This is a genomic window from Curtobacterium sp. NPDC086286 (assembly GCF_044746255.1).
Classification (GTDB): domain Bacteria; phylum Actinomycetota; class Actinomycetes; order Actinomycetales; family Microbacteriaceae; genus Curtobacterium.
This window is the reverse complement of the sequence record NZ_JBIVBW010000003.1, coordinates 232,625-254,269: the sequence shown is the minus strand read 5'-3', so window position 1 is coordinate 254,269 and position 21,645 is coordinate 232,625. Positions and strand designations below refer to the sequence as shown.

28 protein-coding genes are annotated in these 21,645 nt (G+C 68.4%); 15 read left to right on the top strand and 13 right to left on the bottom strand.

Annotation, left to right across the window (positions count from 1 at the left end):
* Window positions 1-60 precede the first annotated feature (60 nt).
* The 7 genes from ACIPKM_RS07105 (at window position 61) to ACIPKM_RS07075 (ending at window position 6,715) form a co-directional block, all read left to right on the top strand.
* Window positions 61-1,497, top strand: coding sequence for a CCA tRNA nucleotidyltransferase (locus tag ACIPKM_RS07105; protein ID WP_261645873.1), 1,437 nt, complete (start codon window positions 61-63; stop codon window positions 1,495-1,497).
* Window positions 1,498-1,656: 159 nt separating this feature from the next.
* A complete protein-coding gene (rpsF, locus tag ACIPKM_RS07100; protein ID WP_070417479.1) occupies window positions 1,657-2,034 on the top strand; it encodes a 30S ribosomal protein S6 in 378 nt (125 codons plus the stop codon).
* A 3-nt stretch (window positions 2,035-2,037) separates the two neighbouring features.
* Window positions 2,038-2,607, top strand: coding sequence for a single-stranded DNA-binding protein (locus tag ACIPKM_RS07095; protein WP_070417480.1), 570 nt, complete (start codon window positions 2,038-2,040; stop codon window positions 2,605-2,607).
* 47 nt (window positions 2,608-2,654) lie between these two features.
* Window positions 2,655-2,912, top strand: a complete 258-nt coding sequence (rpsR, locus tag ACIPKM_RS07090) for a 30S ribosomal protein S18 (protein WP_017887834.1) — start codon at window positions 2,655-2,657, stop codon at window positions 2,910-2,912.
* Window positions 2,913-2,926: 14 nt separating this feature from the next.
* Window positions 2,927-3,379 carry a 50S ribosomal protein L9 gene (gene rplI, locus ACIPKM_RS07085; RefSeq protein WP_069712629.1) on the top strand — a complete coding sequence of 151 codons (453 nt, stop codon included), beginning with the start codon at window positions 2,927-2,929 and terminating at the stop codon, window positions 3,377-3,379.
* 558 nt (window positions 3,380-3,937) lie between these two features.
* Complete coding sequence (dnaB, locus tag ACIPKM_RS07080; protein WP_070417481.1) at window positions 3,938-5,305, top strand: replicative DNA helicase; 1,368 nt, start codon at window positions 3,938-3,940, stop codon at window positions 5,303-5,305.
* Window positions 5,306-6,271: 966 nt separating this feature from the next.
* Window positions 6,272-6,715, top strand: coding sequence for a barstar family protein (locus ACIPKM_RS07075; RefSeq protein ID WP_261645874.1), 444 nt, complete (start codon window positions 6,272-6,274; stop codon window positions 6,713-6,715).
* Between the two features lie 57 nt (window positions 6,716-6,772).
* Here ACIPKM_RS07075 and ACIPKM_RS07070 read toward each other — a convergent pair whose 3' ends face one another.
* The 4 genes from ACIPKM_RS07070 to ACIPKM_RS07055 form a co-directional block, all read right to left on the bottom strand.
* Complete coding sequence (locus ACIPKM_RS07070) at window positions 6,773-7,168, bottom strand: hypothetical protein (protein WP_261645875.1); 396 nt, start codon at window positions 7,166-7,168, stop codon at window positions 6,773-6,775.
* Between the two features lie 85 nt (window positions 7,169-7,253).
* Complete coding sequence (locus ACIPKM_RS07065) at window positions 7,254-7,889, bottom strand: hypothetical protein (RefSeq protein ID WP_261645876.1); 636 nt, start codon at window positions 7,887-7,889, stop codon at window positions 7,254-7,256.
* 95 nt (window positions 7,890-7,984) lie between these two features.
* On the bottom strand, window positions 7,985-8,596 hold the full coding sequence (locus tag ACIPKM_RS07060) for a hypothetical protein (protein ID WP_261645877.1): 612 nt from the start codon (window positions 8,594-8,596) through the stop codon (window positions 7,985-7,987).
* Window positions 8,597-9,071: 475 nt separating this feature from the next.
* Window positions 9,072-9,416 carry a DUF2750 domain-containing protein gene (locus tag ACIPKM_RS07055; RefSeq protein WP_261645878.1) on the bottom strand — a complete coding sequence of 115 codons (345 nt, stop codon included), beginning with the start codon at window positions 9,414-9,416 and terminating at the stop codon, window positions 9,072-9,074.
* 274 nt (window positions 9,417-9,690) lie between these two features.
* On the opposite strand from ACIPKM_RS07055, the gene ACIPKM_RS07050 reads away from it, so the two are divergent.
* The 3 genes from ACIPKM_RS07050 (at window position 9,691) to ACIPKM_RS07040 (ending at window position 11,457) form a co-directional block, all read left to right on the top strand.
* The gene (locus tag ACIPKM_RS07050; protein ID WP_261645879.1) at window positions 9,691-9,996 is read left to right on the top strand and encodes a hypothetical protein; all 306 of its coding nucleotides are present in this window, start codon (window positions 9,691-9,693) and stop codon (window positions 9,994-9,996) included.
* Between the two features lie 33 nt (window positions 9,997-10,029).
* Window positions 10,030-10,314, top strand: coding sequence for a hypothetical protein (locus ACIPKM_RS07045; protein WP_402736454.1), 285 nt, complete (start codon window positions 10,030-10,032; stop codon window positions 10,312-10,314).
* Between the two features lie 858 nt (window positions 10,315-11,172).
* Window positions 11,173-11,457, top strand: a complete 285-nt coding sequence (locus ACIPKM_RS07040; RefSeq protein ID WP_261645881.1) for a hypothetical protein — start codon at window positions 11,173-11,175, stop codon at window positions 11,455-11,457.
* A 335-nt stretch (window positions 11,458-11,792) separates the two neighbouring features.
* Here the strand turns inward: ACIPKM_RS07040 and ACIPKM_RS07035 are convergent, their stop codons facing one another.
* Window positions 11,793-12,131, bottom strand: coding sequence for an NUDIX domain-containing protein (locus ACIPKM_RS07035; protein WP_402736534.1), 339 nt, complete (start codon window positions 12,129-12,131; stop codon window positions 11,793-11,795).
* Between the two features lie 162 nt (window positions 12,132-12,293).
* Here ACIPKM_RS07035 and ACIPKM_RS07030 point away from each other — a divergent pair, with 162 nt between their 5' ends.
* A complete protein-coding gene (locus ACIPKM_RS07030; RefSeq protein WP_402736453.1) occupies window positions 12,294-13,196 on the top strand; it encodes an alpha/beta hydrolase family protein in 903 nt (300 codons plus the stop codon).
* 40 nt (window positions 13,197-13,236) lie between these two features.
* Here the strand turns inward: ACIPKM_RS07030 and ACIPKM_RS07025 are convergent, their stop codons facing one another.
* Both ACIPKM_RS07025 and ACIPKM_RS07020 read right to left on the bottom strand, forming a co-directional pair.
* Window positions 13,237-13,692, bottom strand: a complete 456-nt coding sequence (locus ACIPKM_RS07025) for an anthrone oxygenase family protein (RefSeq protein WP_402736452.1) — start codon at window positions 13,690-13,692, stop codon at window positions 13,237-13,239.
* Between the two features lie 166 nt (window positions 13,693-13,858).
* On the bottom strand, window positions 13,859-14,155 hold the full coding sequence (locus ACIPKM_RS07020; protein ID WP_402736451.1) for a hypothetical protein: 297 nt from the start codon (window positions 14,153-14,155) through the stop codon (window positions 13,859-13,861).
* Between the two features lie 359 nt (window positions 14,156-14,514).
* Here ACIPKM_RS07020 and ACIPKM_RS07015 point away from each other — a divergent pair, with 359 nt between their 5' ends.
* Window positions 14,515-14,637, top strand: a complete 123-nt coding sequence (locus ACIPKM_RS07015) for a hypothetical protein (RefSeq protein WP_402736450.1) — start codon at window positions 14,515-14,517, stop codon at window positions 14,635-14,637.
* A gap of 15 nt (window positions 14,638-14,652) precedes the next feature.
* Here ACIPKM_RS07015 and ACIPKM_RS07010 read toward each other — a convergent pair whose 3' ends face one another.
* The 4 genes from ACIPKM_RS07010 to ACIPKM_RS06995 all read right to left on the bottom strand — a co-directional run bounded on the left by ACIPKM_RS07010 (window position 14,653) and on the right by ACIPKM_RS06995 (window position 19,247).
* Window positions 14,653-15,612, bottom strand: coding sequence for an NAD-dependent epimerase/dehydratase family protein (locus ACIPKM_RS07010; protein WP_402736449.1), 960 nt, complete (start codon window positions 15,610-15,612; stop codon window positions 14,653-14,655).
* Window positions 15,613-15,620: 8 nt separating this feature from the next.
* The gene (locus ACIPKM_RS07005; RefSeq protein ID WP_402736448.1) at window positions 15,621-16,598 is read right to left on the bottom strand and encodes an alpha/beta hydrolase fold domain-containing protein; all 978 of its coding nucleotides are present in this window, start codon (window positions 16,596-16,598) and stop codon (window positions 15,621-15,623) included.
* A 133-nt stretch (window positions 16,599-16,731) separates the two neighbouring features.
* On the bottom strand, window positions 16,732-17,700 hold the full coding sequence (locus ACIPKM_RS07000) for a hypothetical protein (protein WP_402736447.1): 969 nt from the start codon (window positions 17,698-17,700) through the stop codon (window positions 16,732-16,734).
* Window positions 17,697-19,247, bottom strand: coding sequence for an MFS transporter (locus ACIPKM_RS06995; RefSeq protein WP_402736446.1), 1,551 nt, complete (start codon window positions 19,245-19,247; stop codon window positions 17,697-17,699). The genes ACIPKM_RS07000 and ACIPKM_RS06995 overlap by 4 nt, the downstream gene beginning before the upstream one ends.
* A gap of 112 nt (window positions 19,248-19,359) precedes the next feature.
* On the opposite strand from ACIPKM_RS06995, the gene ACIPKM_RS06990 reads away from it, so the two are divergent.
* Entirely contained in the window at window positions 19,360-19,791 is a 432-nt protein-coding gene (locus ACIPKM_RS06990) for a VOC family protein (protein ID WP_309887319.1), read from the top strand.
* Window positions 19,792-19,797: 6 nt separating this feature from the next.
* Here ACIPKM_RS06990 and ACIPKM_RS06985 read toward each other — a convergent pair whose 3' ends face one another.
* A complete protein-coding gene (locus ACIPKM_RS06985) occupies window positions 19,798-20,247 on the bottom strand; it encodes a MarR family winged helix-turn-helix transcriptional regulator (protein WP_070417516.1) in 450 nt (149 codons plus the stop codon).
* A 60-nt stretch (window positions 20,248-20,307) separates the two neighbouring features.
* Here ACIPKM_RS06985 and ACIPKM_RS06980 point away from each other — a divergent pair, with 60 nt between their 5' ends.
* On the top strand, window positions 20,308-20,676 hold the full coding sequence (locus tag ACIPKM_RS06980; RefSeq protein WP_402736445.1) for a VOC family protein: 369 nt from the start codon (window positions 20,308-20,310) through the stop codon (window positions 20,674-20,676).
* A gap of 40 nt (window positions 20,677-20,716) precedes the next feature.
* Window positions 20,717-20,956 (top strand): hypothetical protein, encoded by a 240-nt coding sequence (locus tag ACIPKM_RS06975; RefSeq protein WP_071302321.1) that lies wholly within the window; start codon window positions 20,717-20,719, stop codon window positions 20,954-20,956.
* A 19-nt stretch (window positions 20,957-20,975) separates the two neighbouring features.
* Here ACIPKM_RS06975 and ACIPKM_RS06970 read toward each other — a convergent pair whose 3' ends face one another.
* The gene (locus tag ACIPKM_RS06970) at window positions 20,976-21,590 is read right to left on the bottom strand and encodes a copper resistance protein CopC (protein ID WP_402736444.1); all 615 of its coding nucleotides are present in this window, start codon (window positions 21,588-21,590) and stop codon (window positions 20,976-20,978) included.
* Window positions 21,591-21,645: the final 55 nt, after the last annotated feature.

Below are 21,645 nucleotides of genomic sequence, written 5' to 3'. Positions count from 1 at the left end.
CCCGTGCGCGCGCACGTTGTGGAGAACTCAGGCCTGCGATCTGGGAGGATGAGGACCGTCATGCAGTCCGTTGCCCAGGCCGTCGAGCGACTCGACGCACTCGCCGCCACCGAGCCCGTCGCCATCCTCGCTCGGGCCTTCGCCGACGCCGGACACGAACTGGCCCTCGTCGGCGGGCCCGTCCGCGACGCCTTCCTCGGGCGAGCGGTCACCGACCTCGACTTCACCACCGACGCCCGTCCGGACGACATCCTGCGGATCGTCGGACCGATCGCGAGCAACACCTGGGACGTCGGTCGGCAGTTCGGCACCATCGCCGCGCGGGTGGCCGGCGAGCAGGTCGAGATCACCACCTACCGCAGCGACGTCTACGACGGCGAGACCCGCAAGCCCGAGGTCGCGTTCGGCGACACCATCGAGGACGACCTGCTCCGCCGCGACTTCACCGTCAACGCGATGGCGCTCCGGTTGCCCGCACGAGAGCTCGTCGACGTGCACGGCGGCGTCGAGGACCTCCTCGCCGAGCGCCTGCACACGCCCCAGGCCGCCCGGGTCTCCTTCCGCGACGACCCCCTGCGGATGATGCGCGCCGCCCGGTTCACCGCGCAGCTCGGCTTCACGGTCTCGGACGAGGTGCGCGAGGCCATGACGGACCTGGTCGACTCGATCGACATCGTCTCCGCCGAGCGGGTCCGCGACGAACTGGTCAAGCTCCTGAACACGGACGAACCGGTGGACGGCGTGCGTCTGCTCGTCGACACCGGGCTGGCCGAGCGGTTCCTCCCCGAACTGCCGGCGATGCGGCTCGAGATCGACGAGCACCACCACCACAAGGACGTCTACGAGCACTCCCTCACGGTCCTGACGCAGGCGATCGGCTACGAGGCCGAGCGGCACCCCGGCGACGCCCCCGACACCGTGCTCCGACTCGCCGCGCTCCTGCACGACATCGGGAAGCCGGCGACCCGCAAGCTCGAGCCCGGCGGCGCCGTGAGCTTCCACCACCACGACCTCGTCGGCTCGAAGCTCGCGAAGAAGCGGCTCCGTGCCCTGCGCTTCGACAACGACACCATCGCCGCCGTCAGCCGCCTGATCGAGCTGCACCTCCGCTTCTTCGGCTACACGGACGGCGCGTGGACCGACTCCGCCGTCCGTCGCTACGTCCGGGACGCCGGCGACCAGCTCGAACGCCTGCACGAGCTCACCCGCTCCGACGTCACCACCCGGAACCGCCGCAAGGCCGACCGGCTCGCCTTCGCGTACGACGACCTCGAGGACCGGATCCGGGAACTCTCCGAGCAGGAGAAGCTCGACTCGATCCGGCCGGACCTCTCCGGTGACGACATCATGCGCATCCTCGACATCCCGCCGGGGCGTGCCGTGGGCGAGGCCTACCGCTTCCTCCTCGAGGTGCGGATGGACGAGGGCCCCCTCGGGTCCGACGATGCCGAAGCGCGCCTGCGCGACTGGTGGGCCGCCCGCGACGCGACCGCCTGACGGACGCGATCGGTTCTGCACAGCCGGTGGCGCGCCTCCAGGCCGTCCGCTAAGCTTGCCGGGTTGTCCGCACGCACTCTGCGTGGCAGGACACATGCATCAACCCTCCTGCCCCGAGAACTGCTCGGGGCCGCTGAGACCAGAGGAGGTGGGTTCCGCATGCACCAGTACGAACTGATGGCGATCCTCGACCCCGAGATCGACGAGCGCACCGTCGCTCCCAGCCTGGACAAGTTCCTCGCTGTGATCCGCAACGACGGTGGCACCGTCGACAACGTGGACGTCTGGGGCCGTCGTCGTCTCGCCTACGAGATCGCGAAGAAGTCCGAGGGCATCTACGCCGTCGTGGACTTCACGTCCACCCCCGAGGCCGCCAAGGAGCTGGACCGTCAGCTCGGCCTCTCCGAGGCCGTGCTCCGCACGAAGGTCCTCCGCGCCGAAGAGGGCATCGCGCAGGTCGCCGCCCAGAAGCAGCGCGACGAGGCCCGCGCGGCCCGCAAGGCCGCCAACGCAACCGCGACCGCGAGCGCCGAGTAACCCGTGGCCGGCGAAACCGTCATCACGGTGGTGGGCAACCTCACCGCGGACCCGGAGCTGCGGTACACGCAGAACGGGCTCGCCGTGGCGAACTTCACCATCGCGTCGACTCCTCGCACGTTCGACCGTCAGGCGAACGAGTGGAAGGACGGCGACGCGCTGTTCCTCCGTGCGAGCGTCTGGCGCGAGTTCGCCGAGCACGTGGCGGGCTCGCTGACGAAGGGCTCGCGCGTCATCGCGCAGGGTCGTCTCCGTCAGCGCTCGTACCAGGACCGTGAGGGCCAGCAGCGCACGAGCATCGAGCTCGAGGTCGACGAGATCGGCCCGTCGCTCCGCTACGCGACCGCGCAGATCACCCGTGCTGCGGGTGGCTCCGGCGGCGGTCGTGGCCAGGTCGGTGGCGGCAACGCCCCGGCGGGCAACGGCGGCAACGGCGGCGGCTGGAACAACAACGGCGGCGGTCAGTCGGACGCGCCCTGGTCCCCCCAGGGTGGCCAGCAGGGCGGCAACGCACAGTCGAACGACGTGTGGAGCACCCCGGGCGGCACGTACGACGACGAGACCCCGTTCTGATCCTCCGCGGTTCAACGGACACAACTTCCACTTCTTAAGGACAAACAATGGCTGGAAAGAGCACCGGCGATCGCCGGAAGCCTCGCGGTAAGGGCGGCAAGAACGCCGCTCCCGCGAAGTCGATCAAGGTCGGCGTCATCGACTACAAGGACGTCGCGACCCTTCGCAAGTTCATCTCGGAGCGTGGCAAGATCCGCGCCCGTCGCATCACCGGCGTCTCCGTCCAGGAGCAGCGCCTCATCGCCCGTGCCGTGAAGAACGCCCGTGAGATGGCGCTCCTCCCCTACGCCGGCTCCGGCCGCTGATCGGAGGTCGACACATGTCGAAGCTCATCCTCACCCACGAGGTCTCCGGCCTCGGTTCCGCCGGTGACGTCGTCGACGTCAAGAACGGCTACGCCCGCAACTACCTGATCCCGCAGGGCTTCGCTGTCGCGTGGTCCAAGGGCGGCGAGAAGCAGGTCGAGTCGATCCGTGCGGCACGTGCCGCTCGCGAGCTCGCCACCATCGAAGAGGCACAGGACCTCAAGATGAAGCTCGAGAACGCGACCATCAAGCTGACCGTCAAGGCCGGCAAGGACGGTCGTCTGTTCGGCTCCGTCCGTCCGGGCGACGTCGCTGACGCCGTCCAGGCGCAGGGCGTCGGCTCGCTCGACAAGCGCAAGGTCGAGGTCCCCGCGACCATCAAGACCGTCGGTGACCACGAGGCCACCGTGCGTCTGCGCGAGGACATCACTGCCGTGATCTCGCTCCAGGTCGTCGCCGCCAAGTAACACTGGCTGCGGTCTTCCGCTCACGACGGGCGGGTCTCCTCCGGGAGGCCCGCCCGTCGTCGCGTTCCGGGATCGTCGGTGGCGGTTCCGACCCAGGAGGCGCGGCTCGTCCCGCGCTGACCGGTTACTTCTCAGACAGGGTCGCGCTTGCTGGGAACGGCTTGGGAAAGTTGTCCTCAGGTTTCTGTTTGTCAACTGTTTTTACACAGGCGAAACGGTCGGATCGGCAACCTTCAATGCGTACTTGAACCCCACTTCTCCACACATGGTGTGGAACACGAAAACCCAGGTCAGGCGGTCGAAAGTGTGTTCCCCAGACCACTTGTCCACACCCCTGTCCACAGTTGTCCACACAGCATCCCGGCGTGTTCCGCAGGCTCTCCACAGAGTTATCCACAGGGCCGTTTGCTGGGGATAACTCTGTCCCCGTAGCTTGGCCCAGCGACTCGGCGATGTCGGTCGCCCGGGGTAGAACAGGGACGGTCGGTTCGTCACGGCCGCCGTCGGCGGACCCGTCGCGGCCACTGGACGAGCCGTCACTGAACAAGAGGAGCAAGTGTGTCGATCGCGCATCTCGAACCCGCGCCGCAGGACTACGCGGATCGTGGTGGCGCGGAACGCACTCCCCCGCACGACATGCTCGCCGAGCAGTCGACGATCGGCGGCATGCTCCTGTCGAAGGACGCCGTGGCCGACGTCATCGAGACCGCCCGTGGCGTGGACTTCTACATCCCCAAGCACGAGGTCATCTTCGACGCGATCCTGTCGCTCTACTCGCACGGTGAGCCGACCGACGTCATCGCCGTCACCGACGAGCTGACGAAGACGGGTCTGCTGTCCCGCGCCGGCGGCGCCGAGTACCTGCACAGCGTCACGAGCATGGTGCCCACCGCGGCGAACGCCGGGTACTACGCGGCGATCGTGGCGGAGAAGGCCGTCCTGCGCCGCCTGGTCGACGCGGGCACCCGCATCGTGCAGATGGGCTACGCGTCCGAGGGTGAGGTCACCGACCTCGTGAACAGCGCCCAGGCCGAGGTCTACAACGTCGCCGGTGGTGTCCAGACCGAGGACTACGTCCCCCTCACCGACGCCATCTCCGCCGCCCTCGACGAGATCGAGGCCGCGAAGGGGCGCGACGGGCAGATGACCGGTGTCCCGACCGGCTTCGCCCAGCTCGACGGCCTCACCAACGGCTTCCACCCCGGCCAGCTCATCATCATCGCCGCCCGCCCGGCGCTCGGGAAGTCGACGCTCGCGCTCGACCTCTGCCGCGCGGCCGCCATCAAGCACAACGAGACCGCCGCCTTCTTCTCGCTCGAGATGGGTCGCGCCGAGATCGCGATGCGTCTCCTCTCCGCCGAGTCCAGCGTGCCGCTGCAGAACATGCGCAAGGGCACCGTCGACTCCCGCGACTGGACGACGATCGCGCAGACCCGTGGGCGGATCAACGACGCGCCGTTCTTCATCGACGACTCCCCCAACATGACGCTCGTGGAGATCCGGGCGAAGTGCCGGCGTCTCAAGCAGCAGCACAACCTCCGCATGGTCGTCATCGACTACCTGCAGCTCATGACCTCCGGCAAGAAGGTCGAGTCCCGCCAGCAAGAGGTCTCCGAGTTCTCGCGTGCGCTGAAGCTCATGGCGAAGGAGCTCCAGGTCCCCGTCGTCGCGCTGTCGCAGCTGAACCGTGGTCCCGAGCAGCGTGCCGACAAGAAGCCCCAGATCTCCGACCTGCGTGAGTCCGGGTCGATCGAGCAGGACGCCGACATGGTCATCCTGCTGCACCGTGAGTCGGCGTACGAGAAGGACAACCCGCGGCAGGGTGAGGCGGACCTCATCGTGGCGAAGCACCGCAACGGGCCGACTGACACGATCACGGTGGCGTTCCACGGGATGTTCTCGAGGTTCGTGGACATGCCGCAGTAGGGCCTTCTTGTCGCTGCGCTTACAACTTGTGTCCTCCGCACACAACTTGTCGCCATGCGCGCGGGCGGGGGCGACGGTCCGTCGCTCACCCCGGGACCCGGGAGCGCGCGCGAAGCGTCCGCATGACGCACCTCCGCCGAGAAGGATCGCGGACCACCTATCTGAGACAAGAGCTCCCGACAGGTCGCGCTAGCAGGCACCTCAGCAACGAACCGCCCTCGCCTACGGCAAGTACCTCCGCATCCTCGGCGTCGCCGAGTCCGGTCGACGACCGGCTAGCGGACAGGATGATTGTGCGATCTCGCTTCCTGGCGCTGGCTAAGTTCGTCTCATGAAGAGGTCGAATTTCTGGCGACGGGCGAGCGTTGCAACGGCCTCCCTTGTGCTGGGTTTGATTTGCGTACTGACGCCGGTACGGACTGTGACTACGACGCACGGGTTCCCGACCTGGATCATCGGCATCGTCCTTCTAATCGGCGGCGTGGGCCTGTGGGCCGACGCGCTGATCGGCCGATCACGAGATCGCGATTGAGTCGCTCGATTGCCTACGTCACGGCTCGCTGCTCAGGGTCTGTCAGCTTCCGAGCTTGGCGTCGCTTTCGTGGGTCGGATGTCTCTGTCTATCACCGCCAGCGCCGCCCGCACCGTCTCGGTAGCCGATCGGACGCATGCACATCCGGCCTAGGACGCTCACGCTTCTGATCGTTCTCGCGGCTTGCGGAGTTGGCCTCTTCGTAGTGCCCCCGGGGGTGCCAACAAAGAATTCTCGGGGCAGTACTCATCGTCGTGGCGTGCGCGGTGCTGATCGTCTCCGGGCGAGCTGGCCGGTCGGACCGCTGACCGCGGACCGCTGATTCATCGACTGTCCGCTGGCCGATCCCTATCAGAGACGCTGATGGGTAGCGACGGCTCTTGCGAGATCGGTCGCGGCCGTACTCTGACCTCCTCGCGTACTACGGTTTGAACGTGCCCGCGTTCTCCACCGACGACATCCTCGGCAACAGGCTGGACTTTGAGATTGCCCGCGACGGATTCGTCCGCAGGCTGCGAGACGATGCTGCGTTGCGCAATGCCGAGACGTGGCTTCGGCGCGAGGGCTATCGGGTCATCGAGCTGGACGCCGGGGCTTGGCAAGAAGGCAAGCAGATGCACATCGCCTTCGCGACGGCCCTTCAGTTCCCCAGCCACTTCGGGAAGAACCTGGACGCGCTCAACGACTGCATGTCAGACGTAGCCGAGGCGGACTACGGGTGGGATGCGACCGAGACAGGCCTCGTCCTGATCCTCTCCGGCTTCGAGCGTTTCACTCAGCGACTCCCACGGATAGCCGACGATGTGCAGCACATTCTGAGGAGGCAGGGACGCTACGCAGCACTCTTCGGGAACCGGCTCCTCACGATCTTGTCCTGAAGAGGATCCGCTGCCGGGCTGGTCGGGCGATGCAATTCGATCCGAGTGACTGTTGTTCTAGTCGGTGGCTTTGCTGGCGGCGATGGCGGTGAAGACGCTGACGATCAAGAAGGCGATCGCGACCAGGATCGCAACGATGCCTTGTGCGTTGCCGTTGAGCAGGACTGCTCCGCCCAACCAACCGAGCCCTACAGCGACCACGGCGACGGCGGCTGCCCAGACAGCAACGGCGATGTTGCCGTGTGCCTGGTGACGGAGACGGGTCGCGTTTCGAATGTTCGCGATGGTCGAGATGACGGCGCTGATGGTGAGGATGAGGAACGCCACGATGACCACGTCGGAGGCGCGCGTGGCGAGCTCGAAGTACGCCAGGAACACGGCAATAACCGCCGCACCGATCAGCGGGCGGATCGGATGCGTCGGTGTTGTGGTCTGAGCGTCGGTGACGGCCATCGGGGTTCCTTTGTCGGCGATAGGTGTGTGGAAATGCTACTGGCGGATCAGGGGGCGACAGCGACTCATCGCCCCCTGATCAGTCTCAGTAGTTCGTCGTGAACGCCTTCGAGGAGTTCACGTGGAGCGACATGTAGAGATCCTCCGACTGATGCCCGGTGTTCCCGACATAGTGCGCGTGGGCGGTCGCCACCGCATCCTTTGAGCCGTCCTGCTTCTTACGCTTGATGGCGAGGGACTTGCTGTCGACGGACCCCCAGAACGCGTTGACGTAGAGCGAGCTGCTCGGTGCCGAGTCGATCTGCGCGCCGCCGGTATAGCGCTCGTACGTGGCCTTGAAGGATAGCTCGTAGCTTGCGGTCTGGAGGTAAACGGTGCAACCAGACATCACCACGTAGCCGCCGCCGTTCGACTCCTTGCAACCCTTGATGGCGCGCGGCGCGATCGATCCCGATGCCGCCGGCGCCGCTTGCTCGGTCCCGGAAACGCTGATCGAGCCATCAGCGAAGGTCGAAACGACCTCATCTGCGGTAGCAGTCGTGATGGTGCGCGACGACACCGGGATCGCTCCGGACTTCGCAGAGTCGAGAGTCTGACCGTGCGAGAGCTTGTCGACGAGGGCGTCCTGGGTCGTGGTGGGGACGCCGTACTCGGTCAGGAAGCTCCGTGTGTACGCCTCATCGTCGCTGGTGGCCGCGTGAGCAGGAACGGCGAGGGTCACACTGAGGCATGCTGCGGCTGCGACAGCAGTTGCGAATGTTGCGACTCGGCGGGTTCGGGTGCTGTTCATGATTGTGGTCTCCTTCGTCATCGAGCTCACCAGCCCGTCGTCCATGCCTTGTCGCCGCCGACCTTGACGTACATCGTCCCCGTGTAACTGCCCGCGGATCCGCTGAACTGAGTCGAGCCGCGCGCGTACGCAGGCCCAGCAGAAGTCTCGGTCTTGCGCTGGATGGAAATCTTCGGCGTCGCCGCCTGACCACCACGAGCGAACTGATACGGCGTCGTGATCTCGTTGATGGTGTCGCCGGTCCCGGAGACCAGCGTGTAGGTGAGGTGCATCCCGACCGTCAGAACACCGTCGGAGGCCTCCGCGGCGCAGTCGTGGTAGGTCGTGCTGTAGTGCGACGTGGTCTTCTTCGCGCAGTTCCCGACCGCCTTGGTCGAGAACCCACCGGAGGTCGAAGTCGTCGGCCGCTCGACCGTGGTGACGGAGATTGAGCCGTCTGGGAACGTTGTGATCGTCTTCAGCTCGTTCGCCGTGCCCACCTCCCGCGAACCGACCGGGCTTGCTCCACGCATGGAGTCCAAGAGCGTTCCGCCGTCGTACTTCTGCTGAAGGGCCTCGGCGGTGGCGGTGCTGACGCCGTTGTCGGTGAAGAACTCCTCGAGCGTCGCGGGTTCCCCTGCAGACGCGGTCGCGCTCATCGTGGTTCCGAAGATAAGTGGCGCGGCGACAGCGACCGCCGCAACGACACCCAGCCCGACCCGATGCCTGATTGGTACTAGCAAACTGCCCCCTTGTTCGATCGACCGAAGTTGTCGATGGAACGACCTTGGCTTCCGCTCAGGCTGTCGCGGGAGTCGGCCAAAAAGAGGACTGGTGCACTACGCAACATTCAGGAATCGTGGCGAGATTGCATCTGGTCGTGCCACCGAATCCGGCTCACACCGCCTCCAGTTCGATGACCACCTTGAAATCCCAGGTCAGCGGCCCGCTCCGACCGTGGCGTAAGCGCGTCGCTGACGGGCGAGCGGATACTCCGGGCGATCGTTACGCGGCTGTAATTGTGCGCGCGCACAGCAAAGCCCCCCAAATCTGTGGAGATGAATAGGGTGCTGCACTGGCCAGACAGTGGCAGCCGCATGGGCTACGAGCAATCGGGACTGCTGCAGAGGATCGTCAGGCGGACAGTCGGACAGCGACCTCATCGGGGGTCAGGTCATAACCGGTCGCACCCGCTCCAGACCAGTTGACGCCGGCAAGGAGGCCGTCCCGTTGCAGCCCCGGAAGCCAACGAGACGCAAAGTGCTCGCGCGAGATCTCCAACGGCCGGAATCCCTCGTACGCGCGAACAGTACGGATGATGCGCTCGGCACGCGATCGTCGCGACCAGAAGGGCATCACTCGTCGGCCGCTCGATCCCATCGGAGCGGCGACACCGCCATCGTCCTCGATCACCCAGACCGGGCCTTCGCTTCCGAGTTCGTCAAAGAACGCTTGTGCCTGTGCTGCGCTCGTGCTCACACGGAGAACCTAGCTCGACAACCGTCGCACACGCGGATCGGTCGGTGACGTAGTTCGACTACGTGCCGAACAGACCAAGAGAGGCTGCGACTGCCAGACCACACCCGGCGAGTACCGCCACCGCGCCCCCGACGACCGCGGCCAACCGTTCACCCTTATTCATCCCCATGTCCCGAGCCTAGAAGTGTCCGATAGCCGATCGGTTCGCGGGGCAAGCAGTCTGGCGATTTTGGACGTCGCCTACGTGGGACTGAGGGCGAGCTAGCATCTCGTCGTGGCTGAAGCGATCCTCCTCGCGGCGAGCGTCGTGATCCTGGTGGGGACCGTCGCGCTCTTCCTATGGCGTGTGCGGAATCCAACGTGGGTGCGTGACGCACGGCTCACTCAGAACGCCAGTCCCGTGATCAGCCTGGTGATGCTCGTTCTCGGTGCACTCCTAGTCGCGCTCGTCTTCGCGTTCGGGATCGGCTTCATCGCCACGGGACGCAGCCTCATCGGATGGGCAATGATCTGTGCTGCTGGGAGCGGGCTCGCTCATGTGAGCGTCACCGTCTGGATCCGACGGCAGCCGCTTCCGTAGATGTGTCCAGCGCCGTGGGTCCGGAAGGATCGGTTGACGGACACGTTGGTTCTGCTCCTCACGGCGCTCCCGTTTCTGCTGACGGGCGACGCGCGGCCCCAGCGTGATCAGAATCGTTCGGGCAACGGCAACGGCAACGGCAACGGCAACGGCAACGGCAACGGCGACGGCGACGGCGACGGCGGTCGCAGCGAGCAGCGGTGGCCAAGGCATGAGCGCGTGGATGCCGCCAGGACCGCCAGCACGATCAGGGCCGCCGTACGCGAGCCGATGGTTCACGCCATCCAGATCCCGTACCGACGCATCATTGCCCCATAGCTGACTCGGCACTCACTACTGGGTTGGGGGATTCTGGTTTCGAGGGAGTTCCTCGACCCTGGCTCGGAGCGTCTCGATGGTGCTGACGTGGTTGACGAGCCGGGTGATGAGGGGTTTGAACTCGCCCGTCACGGACCGGGTCCAGGCGGCGGGGTTCTCCCGTTGTTTAGGGGGGGAGTGGTTTCCACCCCACACCGCCATCGACGAGGGGGAGAGGCCAGACGGCGTGGAGGAGTTCGTTGCGGGTGTGAGCGTCCGTACGGGCGGCTGCGACCTCTGATCGGAGAGCGTGAATGAGCTTCGGAGGTGCTGACCGTCGAGCGGGTATGCCCGCTCGTGCGATCTGGTCGAGCTCGTCGAGGACAGCGCCAGCGGGACGTCCGGCCCACGTACTCTGCGGGTCGGTTCCGACGGTCGAGAGCAGCCCGTGAAGTTTGCTCTCCACGAGTGCGGACAGGAGCGCGACGCGGGCGATCGCTGCGGCGAACTCGTCGGGGATGGGGCCGCCGAACATCGTGTCTGGGACACCCCACCGATCGGCTCCTGTGTTCATGGGGTCACCTTGCCACGCCTCGTAGGAGCTCGGTGGCTCACGCGTCATGGTGGACAGTTGTAAGACAGGGCAGACGCGGCACCCGAGTGCGAAGCGGACGGCGTCCTCGGCAACTACAGCAGCGCTGGTGCCGGTGTCCGGTAGTCGATCGGTTTCCGGAACGCGATCACGACACGAGCGAAGCTGCTCACACCGGGGCTTGTCGACGTCGCTGCGCCGCGACGAAGTGCTGGGCGATCGGCACGAGATGCAAACATCCTCTGCCGGCCGCTTGGTTCGTCGCGGTCTCCGACTAGATTCAGATGGTGTCCGACTCCTCCTCGCCGTACGGAGACCGCCGTCCAGCGCCGCCCAACAAGGGTCAGGCTGCGCCATGGCGTGGCGTCGCACTGAGTCTGCTCGTCATCGCACTCGTCTTGTTCCTCGGCGCGGCCGTCGCGGTCGTGGTCGCAGTTGCCCGAATATGGATAACGCTCTCGCAAGATACGGGCCTGGACATTGCCGTAGGGCTGATCATCATCGTGTTCGTGGCGTTGGTCCTCTCTGGTTACGCCACAGCGACCGCAGCCAATAGAAGGCGTCACAACTGACGCTTAGCGGATCGCGCTGGTCGGACTGATTACGCCGAGCACGCCGCCGTAGCCGGTGACTCAACGAACCACCGGGCCCGAGTGGCTCAGCCCGGTAGGACGTCACCACTCGAACGCTACCGGCGCAGCATGACGTTCGGTAGCCGATCGCTCAGCGAGCGACTAGAGGCTGATGAACTCCGTCGCCCACGCGACGATCACGCCCACGCCGGCGAACACTGCCACAAGGGCTCCGACGATGACCGTGAGCTGCTGGTCCTTGTTCATCCCCATGCTCGGAGCATATGAGATCCGCCCGCTGCAGCGGTCCTTGGCCGTCTCGACGGCCGATCGGCTCACGAGACGGATCGGGGCGGCTTTTGCGCGCTCAAGACGAGGTGTACTGCCTGTCGCGCTTCGTCAGGAACAAGCCGTTCCTCGTCGAGTGACGTTGCGGCGATCCAGCTCGGGTCGTACTCGTTACCTGCCGACGCACGGCGCAGCTCAGGTCCTCCGAGCGACACCTCCGTGGAGGTCACTCGCACCGCAAAGTAGGCGGCGGGCACGTCGCCGTCCACGGGAACGTCGAGCAGATCGCCCACGTCGCCTTCGAGCCCGGTCTCTTCGCGGAGTTCACGGAAGCAGGCCTCGCGCAGGTTCTCGCCCTCTTCGACGCCGCCTCCGGGAGCACGCAGTAGCTCCGACCGTCCTTGCGTCTCTTGATCACCAGCACCTGCTCATCGAGCACGACGACTGCGGCTGATCGAATACGCATGATCTCAGTTCAGCATCCACCACCTCGGTCCGGCAGGCGTCACGACGTCCGATCGGCCTCTGAGCGCTGGTAGCGTCCAGAGATGGCGCAAGCGATCGGCGGTCCGGCTCGATCGAAGATCCGCGAGCTGCTCGCGATCCCGGCGCCGGAGTCGATCCACCCGACGGCGGTCCGCCGTTCGCCGCTCTGCCACGAGGGCTCGGTGTGGAGCGAGCGCATCGAGCTCGACACCCTCGACGGCGACACGATCCCGTGCCTCCTCCTCACGCCGGATGATCCCGCCGGCGTGGACGTCATCGCCGTTCACCAACACGCGGGGGCGTTCACTGTCGGCAAGAGCGAGCCGGCGGGGCTGACGGGCGACCCGGCACTCGCCTACGGTGCAGCGCTCGCGACTGCCGGAGCGCGGGTGATCCTGCCGGACCTCGTCGGGTTCGAGGAGCGACGACGCGACTGGACCGACGACCCCGCCGCGGACGAACGGCTCGACGCGTTGTTCCGGGTGTCGAACGGCAGCGGCCTGCAGGCGAAGCACACGCGCGACATCGCCACGGTGACGAGCTGGATGCAGGACACGGGTGCGGTCGGCACCGACCTCGGGATCATCGGGCACTCACTCGGCGGTCAGGTCGCGCTGTTCTCCCTCGCAGTCGACCCCCGCCTGACGGGGGGCGTCGTGAGCTGCGGCATCGGGACGCTGGCCTCGTTCGAGTCGGAACGCATTCGCCACAATCCCGCGTGGTTCGTTCCGGAGCTCACCGCGGCCGGCGACGTTCCGCTGGTCGCCTCCGCCGTCGATCAGCCGGTCTTCGTCGCCGCCGGACGTGACGACGGCCTCTTCCCGCTCCACGGCGTGCAGCAGGTCCTCGAAGCGTTCCGTCCAGGCATCCTGACCGCCGAGGTGTTCGACGGCGGACACGCGATGCCGGCACACGTCTTGGACGCGGCCGTCCGGCATCTCCTCCGAGAGCGGGCCGCTGGCTGACCCCCTCGCCCCGTCCGGCCGCTGATCGACCGGCCCTCCGTCACGCCCCCATCTGCACGACTCCGATCGCGGACAGCACGAACGCCACGATCGCCGCGCTCGACCGGAGGACGTCGATCCGCTCCCACCGCACCACGACCCGCTTCCAGTCCGCCGGCGGGTCGAGCGGATCCCAGTCGTTGACCCCGATGTTGATCGGGACCGTACCGAGGAACGACGCGAGGACGAACACCCCGAGCGCCGCTGCGGCTGCCACTCGGCACCTGAGACCGTCGCCCGCGCCGGCGACGACCAGGACCGAGAGGGTGGCGAGCACCGCCGGCACCATCAGCATCGGCACGACGACCTTGAGCGACTTGACGAGCGCGATCCGCGTGCGGAGGTGGGCATCGTCGGGCAGGGAGGCCATCGCCGGATGGACGCCCCATCGCACGATGAACTCCTCGGCGGCGAGGAGACCGACGAGGACGAGCTGCACGACCAGGATCACGTTCACGGACCGCAGCCTCGTCCGTGCCGCTCACACCACGCTGACGTGGCGCTCACACAGGTTCGACAGAACCGTCACCGGTGCCTGGGAGCCGCGATGGCGCGCATTCGACCACGAAACGGAACAGGAGCGACCCCGCTGCCAGCGGGGTCGCTCCTGTTGACCGTGGCTCTTACGACTGTGCGACGCAGACCTGCTTGACGCTCGTGACGTGGCCCGTCGAAGCACCGATCTGGAACGTGTACGTGTGGTACCCGGAGTTGTAGCTGTACGAACCGCTCTTCGTGACCACGCGGATCAGGTTCGTTCCGGCCGAATTGCGGTCTGGTGAACCGAAGATGTGGACTTCACCCGTGCTCGTCCAGTTCAACTGGGCGGTCTTGCTCCCGCACCCGATGGTCAGGAGTGACCCGATCTTCTCGGCGTGTGCCGGACCCCCGGTGAACAGGGTGGCGGTGACGAAGGCCACGGCGACCAGCAGGAGAGCGCCGAATCGCTTTCGACCGGTAAAGGTTGACGTCGTTTCTCGGGAGATTTGGCTGGTGATGTTCATGTTGCCTCATTCACTTCCGCTCGGGGATTCCCCGAAATGCCTTCGGGATCCCGTTCGGACGCTAACACCGGCGAGATGCGGTCGACAGTCCGCTGTTCTGTGGACTGCAATCCCCGGAGCATTGCGTATAGGGTCTCCGCCACAGCCGCAGCAGTGTTCCTCGGGCACGCTGGAGCGGCACCGCTGACGATCGGGGGACCGTGCAACAACGCTGTGACCAGTGCCGACTGCCCATCCAAGGCGAACCGGTCCGGACGGCCACCCGGACGCTGTGCGTGGCGTGCGGGACGACCTTCCTCGGGCTGGCTGCCGGAACGATGGCCGGCAACGGCGACGTCGGGCAGTCGATCGCGACGGCGGGCTGGTTCGAGCGACTGCGCCGACGCAAGCTGGACTGAGCACCGCGATCGAGGTCAGCGCACCGCTGCGAGCACCGCCGCCTCCTCGTCCACCCCGAGCCCGGCCCGCCGCGGCCGCTCCACCCCACGCGCCCGCTCGTCGTCGAGCACCCCGGCGAGGGTCTCCGTCAGCGGACGACTCCGACCCCCGGCATCGCGGAACGCCCGCGCAGACCGGTGCATCAGCGCCGCATCGGAGTGCGGGAGCCAGAGCGGCAGCGACCTCGGCCCCGCCCAGTACTGCACGTCGTGGGTGAGCAGCACGTCGTCCTCGACCTCGACGAGCTCGCCGTCGAACCCCGTGGCCCCGACGACCAGGCGGAAGAAGTCCCGCATCGGCACGACCTCGCCGACGGCGTTCACGATGCCGGTGTGACCCGTCCGCCAAGCACGTCCGACCCACGCGGCCAGGTCCGCGACGTCGATGACCTGCACGGAGCGCCCTTCCGACGTGGGGACCAGCACAGCTCCGGGTCGACTGAGTCGGGCGGGCCAGTACCCGAACCGGTCGCTCGGGTCGCCCGGGCCGACGATGAGGCCGGGTCGGGCGACCAGGAGCCGCGACCCGAGTCGGTCGGCGCTGCTCCGCTCGGCGGCGACCTTGGCGTCCGCGTACTGCGTCAGGTCGACGGGTTCGACGACCTCGGCGGTCTCGTCCGCGCCCGGTTCGTCGTTCCGGGCGTAGACCGAGGTGGTCGAGACGAGCGTCCAGTGCGCGGCGGAGTCCGCGAGCGCGTCGAGCGCGGGACGGACGAGGTCCGGATCGGACGAGAGTTCGACCACCTCGTCCCACGCGCCACGCACGGGTTCGTAGGCACCGTCCGCACGACGATCGGTGCGGACGAGTCGGGCGCCGTGCGGGACGTCACCCGTCGCACCGCGTGCGAGGCAGGTGACCTCGACGCCGTCCTCGAGGAGGTCCCGGACGATCGCACGTCCGAGCCATCCGGTCCCACCCAGCACCAGTGCCCGCATGGACCCATTCAACCGTGGTCGACACCGAGCGTCCGGCTCGTCCACCCCGCCAGCGCGGCGGTCGCCGTCCTCGAGATCGTGGCGTCGGGGAGCATGCTCGTGAAGCCGTGGAAGGCTCCCGGCCACACGTGCAGCTCGGCGTCGACGCCCGCCGCCCAGAGTCCGCTCGCGAAGGCCACGGTCTCGTCGCGGAAGACCTCGGCGCTGCCGCAGTCGACGTAGGTGCGCGGGAGTCCGGCGAGGTCCGTCGCCCGCGCGGGAGCGGCGTACACGGACACGTCGTCGGTGGCGCGTCGGCTGCCGAGGTAGGCGTCCCAGCCGAACCGGGTCAGCTGGCGGTCGGCGACGCCGACACCGTCGATCTGCACGGTGGAGACGGTCTCGTCGCGGTCGTCGAGCATCGGCGACACGAGGATCTGGGCCAGCAGCGACGGCCCGCGTCGATCGCGGGCGAGCAGGGCCGTGCCCGCTGCGAGGCCACCCCCGGCGCTCTGCCCGGCGATGACGATGCGGTCCGGGTCGATGCCGAGCACCTCGGCGTGCTCGGACACCCACACGAGCCCGGCGTAACAGTCCTCGACCGGGAACGGGTCCGGGTACTCGGGCGCGAGGCGGTAGTCCACGCTGACGAGCACGACGTCGTGGACGAGCAGCCAGTCGTCGTAGGAGTCGAGGTTCCCGAGGTGGTGGCCGAACACCATGCCGCCCCCGTGGATCGTGTACACGCCCGTGGTCGCGCCGGTGCGACCGATGCGCTGGATCACCGCGAGGTCGATCGGGTCGCCGCGGTGACCGGGCACGGTGATGCGTCGCCGCTCGTACCCGCGGGCGTGCAGCCGTGCATCGAGTTCGGCCTCGGTGACGTCGAGCTGCCGCATGTGCGGCAACACCTCGGGCGTGATGGTGACGGGACCGCGCGCTGCGAGGGCGTCGAGGAACGGCACGAGTTCGGGGTCGAACGGCGGGCGGGTGGTGACTTCGGACACGGGTGCACTCCTTCGATGAAGAAGTGGCGACCCCCGTGAGCCGCGTGTGAGTACCCGGCAGCCGATGGGGCGCGGGCCTTTTCCCTCTGCGCCCGACGATAGCGCATCCTCGACGGGCGCCCACCCACGCCGATCAGGTCGGTCGGTGCTGCTCCGCGTACCGACGCGCACGACCGATCCGCCGGACCGAGAGCGGGATCGCCCAGGCGAGCACGACGACCATCGCGACCAGGAAGACCACGGGCAGCAGCCCCAGGTCGCCGCGGACCGCGGACGACACGAACTGGAACGCGATGGCGACGTACAGCAGGCCCGTGAACACCAGCTGGAACTGCAGGGCGAGCGGGACGATCCGGGCGTACCGGACCGCTCCCGCGCGGTCGGCCTCGTCGAGGGGGAGCTCCTTGCCCCGCAGCACCACCTTCGCGTACCGCTGCAGGCGGCCGAGGTCCCGCCCACCGCTGTCTCGGAGCGCGCGGTTCAGCGGGAGCGCCACGACGATCGCGGCCATCGCCGTCGCGGTGAAGGTCAACTGGCCCCCGAGCAGGACGACCTGGAGGAGCGCGCCGCCCCGGTCCGAGAAGGCCGCAAGGAGCGTCACCCCGATCGTGCAGACCACCGCAGCGATGACGAAGGTCGTCGCGATCGAGCGGATCGCGCGTCGGACCAGCCCGACGCCGGGGACGTCGTCGCTCAGGTCGCTGATGGGCGCCTCGGTGCGGCGGAACAGCGCACCGAGCGGGCGGGCGACGGCGAGGAGCACCCCGGCCCCGACGACGAGCAGCACCGGCACCCAGACGGGCGCCTGCGCCGACAGCGCCGCGAGCACGAAGACCACGGCGGCCACGACGTCGACGGCGGCGACGACCGCCGAGACCCGGAACTGGGAGCGCTGGCTCTCGGGGGACGAGCGGTGGTCGTAGTAGCCGGCGAAGGCCCCGACGAGGACCGGTCCCATGACGACGAGCGGCGTGCAGACGGCCGCGGCGACGAGCCACCCGTGCGCCGCGCTCCCGAGCTCGAGCGCCACGAGCAGCCCGCCACCGAGGGACAGCGCCGTCGCGACGACGATCGTCGCGACGTACAGCAGGACCCGGATCACACCGTCGCCTCGGTCCCCCGGATCCGCCCGACGACGACGTCGACGATCCCCGCGAGCAACGCCGCCGCGACGAACCCGAGCGCCACGCCCAGTCCGAGCGGCAACCCCTGCGCGTAGTCGCCCTTCGAGCTCGCGAGCGCCGAGTAGAAGACGCTGCCGACGGCGGCGATCCCGATCGCGGACCCGACGCGCGCACCGACCTGGATGAGCCCACCGGCCGAGCCACCCTGCTCCACCGGCACCTCGGACAGCGTGAGCGTCTGGTTCGGCGAGATCGTCAGTCCGGAGCCGACACCGGCGACGAGGAGCGGTACGACGAGCCACCACCCGAGGTCGGACCCGTAGTGGTTCGCGACGACCCAGATGACCCCACCGAGGCCGATCAGGACCAGTACGGTCCCGACGACGATGAGCTGTCGGCCGAACCGCGAGACGACGCGACCGCCGATGGTCGACGCGACCCCGGACCCGATCGCGAACGGCACGGACGACAGGCCGGCGAGCAGCGCGGAGTACCGGAGGCCCGACTGCAGGGCCAGCGTCAGGACGAAGAACAGCGGCGTGAACCCGGCGAAGTACAGCGTCGCGAGCCCGACACCGAGCGAGAACGACCGGCGGCGGAACAGCCCGAGGTCGATGACGGGCTCCTTCGACCGCGCGTACCGCCGCTCCCACAGCGCGAACAGCGCGCCGAGCACGACGGCGGCGACCACGAGCCACCACTTCGCCGTGCCCTTCCACTCCTGCGACTGCACGAACGGCAGCAGCAGGGCGACCACCGCGGCGCCGAGCAGGACGATCCCGACCGGGTCGAAGTCGTGCTTCCGGCCGCGTTCCACCCGGCTCGCCGCCGGCAGGTAGCGGAAGGCCAGGAGGATCGTGACGAGTCCCACGGGCAGGTTCACGAAGAAGACGAACCGCCAGCCGTTCTCGGTGCCGAAGGCCGTGATGAGCAGACCACCGACGAGGGGGCCGATCGCCGTGGCGATGCCGACCGTGGCGCCGAACAGCCCGAAGGCGGTGCCGCGCTCCTTCCCGCGGAACAGCTGCTGGATGAGCGCCGTCACCTGGGGTGTGAGCAGACCACCGGCGAGGCCCTGCACCAGCCGAGCGACGACCAGCACGATCCCGTTCGGGGCGAAGCCGCAGAGCGCGCTCGCGAGGGTGAACAGGCCGACCCCGATGACGAACATGCGCCGGCGGCCGGAGGCGTCGCCCAGTCGACCGCCGGGGACGAGCAGGAGCCCGAACGACAGTGCGTAGCCGGACAGGATCCACTGCACGGCCTCCGGGGTGGCCCCGGGGAGTCCGGACGAGATCGACTGCAGCGCGACGTTGACGATCGACACGTCGAGCAGGACGATGCCGCCGCCGAGCAGGCAGATGACGAGGGCCTTCCACCGGTTCGGGTCCGGCTGGTCGCCGGATCCGGCGTCGGAGTGCTCGGATCGCTCGGGGGTCGCGGCGGTGGCCGCGTGGTGCGCATCGTGGTGCGCGACGGTGGGAGCCGCGTCGGGCTCGGCGGGGAGTCGGTGTTCGGGTGCCATGACGCTCTCACGCTAGGCCGCAGCGGAGGCGCTGGTCCGGCGAGCACGGATCTTGTCCACACCTTCAGGAGGCGCGGTGCGGGTCCGGTACGCCGGCTGGCAGCATGGCCTGGTGACGACCGATCCGGACCCCGCCCTCGTCCCCGAGCTCCTCGTCACCGACGTGGACGCGAGCATCGCCTTCTGGTCCGGCCTGTGCGGGTTCACCGTGGCCTACGCGCGTCCCGAGGAACGGTTCGCCTACCTGACGCTCGGGTCGGCGCACGTCATGCTCGAGCAGGCCGGGGTCGGTCGGAACTGGCTCACCGGGCCGCTCGATCGACCACTCGGCCGCGGGATCAACCTGCAGATCGGTGTCCCGGACGCGGACGTCGTCGCGGCGTCGCTCCGTGCCGGCGGTGTCGAGCTCTTCATGCCGCCGGAGACGCGCTGGTACCGCGTGGGCGACGAGGAAGCCGGGGTGCGCCAGTTCCTGGTCACCGATCCCGACGGCTACCTGCTGCGCTTCCAGTCGTCCACCGGGCGTCGACCGGTCGCGCCGTAGCGCGACTCACGCGTCGTCGCGCAGTGACCGCACCATGCTCCGCAGTGCTCGGAGCGCCGCGCCCTGCTCGTCGGCCGACATCCCGCTGAGCATCCGGACCTCGACCCCGCGGACGGCTGCCGAGGCCTCGGCGAGACGCTCCCGCCCGAGCGGGGTGAGCTGGACCGGCAGCGCCTTGCCCACCGGTGCCTCCGACGCGCGCGACACCGAGCCGTCCCGTTCGAGCGCCTGCAGCAGGACGTTCATCGACTGCCGCGTCACGAACGCCCCGCGAGCGAGGTCGGAGTTCGACGACCCCGGACGCTGCGCGAGCAGCTCGAGACACGAGTAGTGCGTGACGGTCATGCCGAGTGGGCGCAGGACCGACTCCATCGCGGTGCGGAGCGCGCTCGCGGCCTCCTTGAGCAGGTACCCGAGGGACGTGTCCAGGTCGATGCCGTGTCCGTCTTGACGCATGTCAGTAGTCTGACATAGGTTCTTTCGTGTCAGATAACTGACACCAACGAAGGAGACCCCATGCCCGTCACCGGCCCCGACTTCATCTCGCTGCAGACCCGCGATCTCGATGCATCCCAGGCGTTCTACGAGCAGTACCTCGGCCTCGTCCGGTCGCAGGCGGGTCCGCCGCACGCGGTGGTCTTCGAGACCACGCCGATCGCGTTCGCCCTGCGCGACCTCGTGCCCGGCACCGACCTCGACGCCGTGGCACAGCCGGGCATCGGCGCGGCGATCTGGCTGCGCGCGACCGACGTCCAGGCGATCCACGACGCCTTGGTCGCCGACGGCCACCGGATCGTGTCCGCGCCGATCGACGGCCCGTTCGGTCGGACCTTCACCTTCGCCGACCCGGACGGGTACCAGGTGACGCTGCACGACCGCGCCTGACGCCCTGGCACGGGCGGACCGGACGGTCTACGGTGTCGCCATGAGCGATGACGCCGGGGACGAGCAGCTGTGGCGGTCGATCGTCGGGCGGCCAGCGCTCTGGATGGCCGTGGCGTGGACCGCTCTGGGCGTGGTGTGGCTCGTGTTCGCCGCGATCGAGGGCGGCGACGACGCGTGGCGGTGGATCATCGGTGCGGTCTGGATCGCGCTCGGCGTCGGCCGGATCGCCGTCGCGGTCTGGGACCGGCGGCACCACCGTGGGCGGTACGCCGGTCGCTGACCCGGCGGCGCGGCTCGTGTCACTCGTCGTCGGGGGTGGTCCGGCGACGGGCGACCAGCAGGACGGCGACGAGCGCGGCGGCGACCACGATCGCGATCCCGCCGAGGACCCACGGCGTCGCCCCGGGCCCGGTCGATCCGGCCGTGGCGCTGGTCGCACCGGCACCGGCACCGGCTGTGACGCTCGGCGTCGGGGTGCCCGCGCTCGGGGTCTGCGTCGGTCCCGTCGCCGTCGGGGTCGGGGTCGGGGTCGGCGCTCCGGTCGACGTGAACCGGTAGCTCCCCGAGATCGGGTGTCCGTCCACCGAGACGCTCCTCCAGGTCACCGTGTACGAGCCGGCCGCCGTGAGGTCGGCGGCCGTGCGCAGCGTGCTGCCGTCGACGTCGACACTCCCCGCGCCGACCTCGGCGCCGTCCGGGCCGGTCACGCTGACGACGATCCCGGACTCGAGCCCGGCCAGCGGCGGCTCGGAGAACGTGAGTGTGACCTGGTCGAGGTCACCCCCGACCGTCGTGTCCGCAGCGGGTGCGGTCGAGGCGAGGACGTCGTGGGCGGACGCGGGGGCCGCCGTGACGAGGACGAACGCCAGGGCGACGGCCGACGCGGCGGTGGCGAGGAGGGCACGGAAGGGCACGATCCATTGTCGCCGATCCTGACCGGACGCACAGGAGGTCGGCCCGGACGACGGA

Coding starts and splice junctions, on each gene's coding strand:
- rpsF (WP_070417479.1), top strand. CDS start 1,657: ATGCACCAGTACGAACTGATGGCGATCCTCGACCCCGAGATCGACGAG.
- ACIPKM_RS06975 (WP_071302321.1), top strand. CDS start 20,717: ATGAGCGATGACGCCGGGGACGAGCAGCTGTGGCGGTCGATCGTCGGG.
- ACIPKM_RS07030 (WP_402736453.1), top strand. CDS start 12,294: ATGGCGCAAGCGATCGGCGGTCCGGCTCGATCGAAGATCCGCGAGCTG.
- ACIPKM_RS07105 (WP_261645873.1), top strand. CDS start 61: ATGCAGTCCGTTGCCCAGGCCGTCGAGCGACTCGACGCACTCGCCGCC.
- ACIPKM_RS07060 (WP_261645877.1), bottom strand. CDS start 8,596: ATGAGCGCGACCGCGTCTGCAGGGGAACCCGCGACGCTCGAGGAGTTC.
- ACIPKM_RS07070 (WP_261645875.1), bottom strand. CDS start 7,168: ATGGCCGTCACCGACGCTCAGACCACAACACCGACGCATCCGATCCGC.
- rplI (WP_069712629.1), top strand. CDS start 2,927: ATGTCGAAGCTCATCCTCACCCACGAGGTCTCCGGCCTCGGTTCCGCC.
- ACIPKM_RS07010 (WP_402736449.1), bottom strand. CDS start 15,612: ATGCGGGCACTGGTGCTGGGTGGGACCGGATGGCTCGGACGTGCGATC.
- rpsR (WP_017887834.1), top strand. CDS start 2,655: ATGGCTGGAAAGAGCACCGGCGATCGCCGGAAGCCTCGCGGTAAGGGC.
- ACIPKM_RS06995 (WP_402736446.1), bottom strand. CDS start 19,247: ATGGCACCCGAACACCGACTCCCCGCCGAGCCCGACGCGGCTCCCACC.
- ACIPKM_RS06980 (WP_402736445.1), top strand. CDS start 20,308: ATGCCCGTCACCGGCCCCGACTTCATCTCGCTGCAGACCCGCGATCTC.
- ACIPKM_RS06985 (WP_070417516.1), bottom strand. CDS start 20,247: ATGCGTCAAGACGGACACGGCATCGACCTGGACACGTCCCTCGGGTAC.